Source organism: Mesorhizobium sp. M7A.F.Ca.CA.003.01.2.1 (genome assembly GCF_003998945.1).
GTDB classification, from domain to species: Bacteria; Pseudomonadota; Alphaproteobacteria; order Rhizobiales; family Rhizobiaceae; genus Mesorhizobium; species Mesorhizobium ciceri.
On the sequence record NZ_RZRA01000966.1, the window covers coordinates 1 to 2,068 of the forward strand.

A 2,068-nucleotide genomic window follows, 5' to 3' on the forward strand; every position below is an offset into this window, starting at 1 on the left:
GTCCTGCAACGGGTCGCGCCGCAATCGCTGAACGGCTTGGCGGTGCTGGATCGCAGCCCGGGCCATCTCAGCTGGTCGCTGACGGCGCCGCTGGATTCGATCATCGTTCCGCAGTTGGGCGCCGACCTGCCTGAAACCGAAACGTCCTGAGCCCATCAAGGGGAGGGCGAAGGTAACTCCGATCGCACGGAGATGCCGTGACTGGTTTCGCCGAAGAAGCCGGCCAGCAGATCGGCCGTCCGCGCCGGGTCCTCCTCGGGGAAGAAGTGTCCACCCGGCATCGCCTGTCCGCGCACGTCGTCGGCCCAGCCGCGCCACAGCGCCAGTGGTCCGCCTTCGCCGGCATACCAATCCGCCAACGCGCCCTGACCGCTCCATAGCGCCAGCAGCGGGCAGCGGATGCGCCGGCCGGCTGCCTTGTCGGCATGGTCATGCTCGCGGTCGAGCGTGGCTGCCGCCCGATATTCCTCGCAGATGGCATGGGCGTGGGCAGGCGTACGCAGGGCCTCCACATAGGCCTGACGCACTTCGGCTGGAAACGCCGATGGCTGTGAGCCCCAGCCGTTGAGCGCATTGTCGACGATCGCCTCGGCGGCGCCGGACAGGATCTTTTCCGGCAATGGCTCGGGCTGCGCCAGCAGCGACCATGGCCAATAGCCCAGCGCCAGCCTGGCGTCGGCGCGGTCCCAGGCATCGGCGGTCGGCACGATGTCGAGGACGGCGAGCCTGTCGATGCTGCCCGGATGGTCGAGCGCCATGCGGTAGGCGACACGCCCGCCGCGATCATGGCCGGCGACCATGAAGCTGCTGAAACCCAGCTTCTCCATCAGCCTCACCAAATCGTCCGCCATGGCGCGCTTGGCATAGGGTGCGTGGTCCGGAGTGGACGCCGGACAGGAGCTGCCGCCATAGCCGCGCAAATCGGCGCAGACGACGCTGAACCGGCTGGCCAGAGCGGGCGCGATGTCGCGCCACATCAGATGCGTCTGCGGAAAGCCGTGCAGCAACAGCAATGGCGGCCCGGTCCCGGCACGCAGGCAGAATATGCCGGCATCGCCGGTGTCGATTTCCGCGCCTTGAAAACCTTCGAACATGACCGCCTCCGGCACGCGCAACGGCCGGCGAACGGGTTTGGTTGCAATGCCGCCCGGCGACGCGGCCAACCTTTTTCGTCGACAGGCGTTGTCCCTGTGAAGGGAAGGTCGCCGCAGGCGACCGTGAAAGAAAGAAGGAGGTAGGGATGAGAACTCTCGCCATCATGCCATTCGGCCTTATGCTGGCGCTGGCAGTGCCGGCCGCAGCCCAGCAGCAGAACGACAGCCAGGCGCCGCAGGCCGACAAATGCAGGGCTCAGACCGGGCAAGAGGCAAAACAGCAGCCTGAAAAGCAAGCCGATGACGGCAATTTGACCGCGAAGCTCAACGACTGCGGCGGCGTGCTGAAACCGCCCCCGACGGGAGACCAGGGCATGGCGGCGCCGGCCCCCGACGAAGGCAAGACGCCGGTGATCAAGCCGGGTGAAGTTCCACCCCAGCCGCCGAAGCAATAAACGCCGGCTCCCTGGTATTATCGCACAAGCTAATGGAACCTCGTTTTCTCGGGAGCGTTTTTCTCACGACTTGGAATTTGGAGAGATTATCGTGAGAGATATTGCAGCCACAGCCACGTTGCTTGCATCGATCGCCATCGTGATTGCATTGATTCTTCTGGTGCCGAAGAGCTTTGGATTCGAAACCTCTCAGCCGATTGTCCAGGGCGAGCTTCCAACGAAATGACAAAGCAGGCGAGGCACGACGTCTGCTTCCTTTGACACCTACCGCACCAAGACGCCGGCGTGGCTGCAGAGCGCTGCGAACGCTTCCTGCGCCTCGGCGGCGCCTGTCTGGGTTTCCAATGCGGCTTCGACCTTCTCGCGCGCCGCCTGGTAGAACGGGCCGCGCTTGGCCTGCGGCCAATCGATCAGGATTTCGCTGGCATCCCTGAGCGTGGCGACGTCGCGGATCGTGTCCGAGCCATGCGGCTTGATCCGCATCGGTGTGGGCAAAATGAGCTCGGACATGTCCTGTTT

The 2,068-nt window shown here is 64.7% G+C and carries 4 protein-coding genes; 2 read left to right on the plus strand and 2 right to left on the minus strand.

Going from position 1 to position 2,068, the window contains the following annotated elements:
* Positions 1 to 155: 155 nt before the first annotated feature.
* Positions 156 to 1,094, minus strand: coding sequence for an alpha/beta hydrolase (locus tag EN969_RS28340; RefSeq protein WP_063170278.1), 939 nt, complete (start codon positions 1,092 to 1,094; stop codon positions 156 to 158).
* Between the two features lie 146 nt (positions 1,095 to 1,240).
* Between EN969_RS28340 and EN969_RS28345 the strand changes: the two genes are divergently transcribed.
* Both EN969_RS28345 and EN969_RS36685 read left to right on the plus strand, forming a co-directional pair.
* A complete protein-coding gene (locus EN969_RS28345) occupies positions 1,241 to 1,549 on the plus strand; it encodes a hypothetical protein (RefSeq protein ID WP_013530773.1) in 309 nt (102 codons plus the stop codon).
* A 91-nt stretch (positions 1,550 to 1,640) separates the two neighbouring features.
* Positions 1,641 to 1,775: a hypothetical protein gene (locus EN969_RS36685; RefSeq protein WP_263484935.1), complete on the plus strand. Its 135-nt coding sequence runs from the start codon at positions 1,641 to 1,643 to the stop codon at positions 1,773 to 1,775.
* A 38-nt stretch (positions 1,776 to 1,813) separates the two neighbouring features.
* Here the strand turns inward: EN969_RS36685 and EN969_RS28350 are convergent.
* Positions 1,814 to 2,068, minus strand: a 255-nt coding sequence (locus tag EN969_RS28350) for a DUF982 domain-containing protein (protein ID WP_245467538.1), incomplete at its 5' end; no start/stop codon positions are given.

Bases quoted from the DNA above. Each gene is read 5' to 3' on its own strand.
- EN969_RS28340 (WP_063170278.1), bottom strand. From the start codon at position 1,094: ATGTTCGAAGGTTTTCAAGGCGCGGAAATCGACACCGGCGATGCCGGC.
- EN969_RS28345 (WP_013530773.1), top strand. From the start codon at position 1,241: ATGAGAACTCTCGCCATCATGCCATTCGGCCTTATGCTGGCGCTGGCA.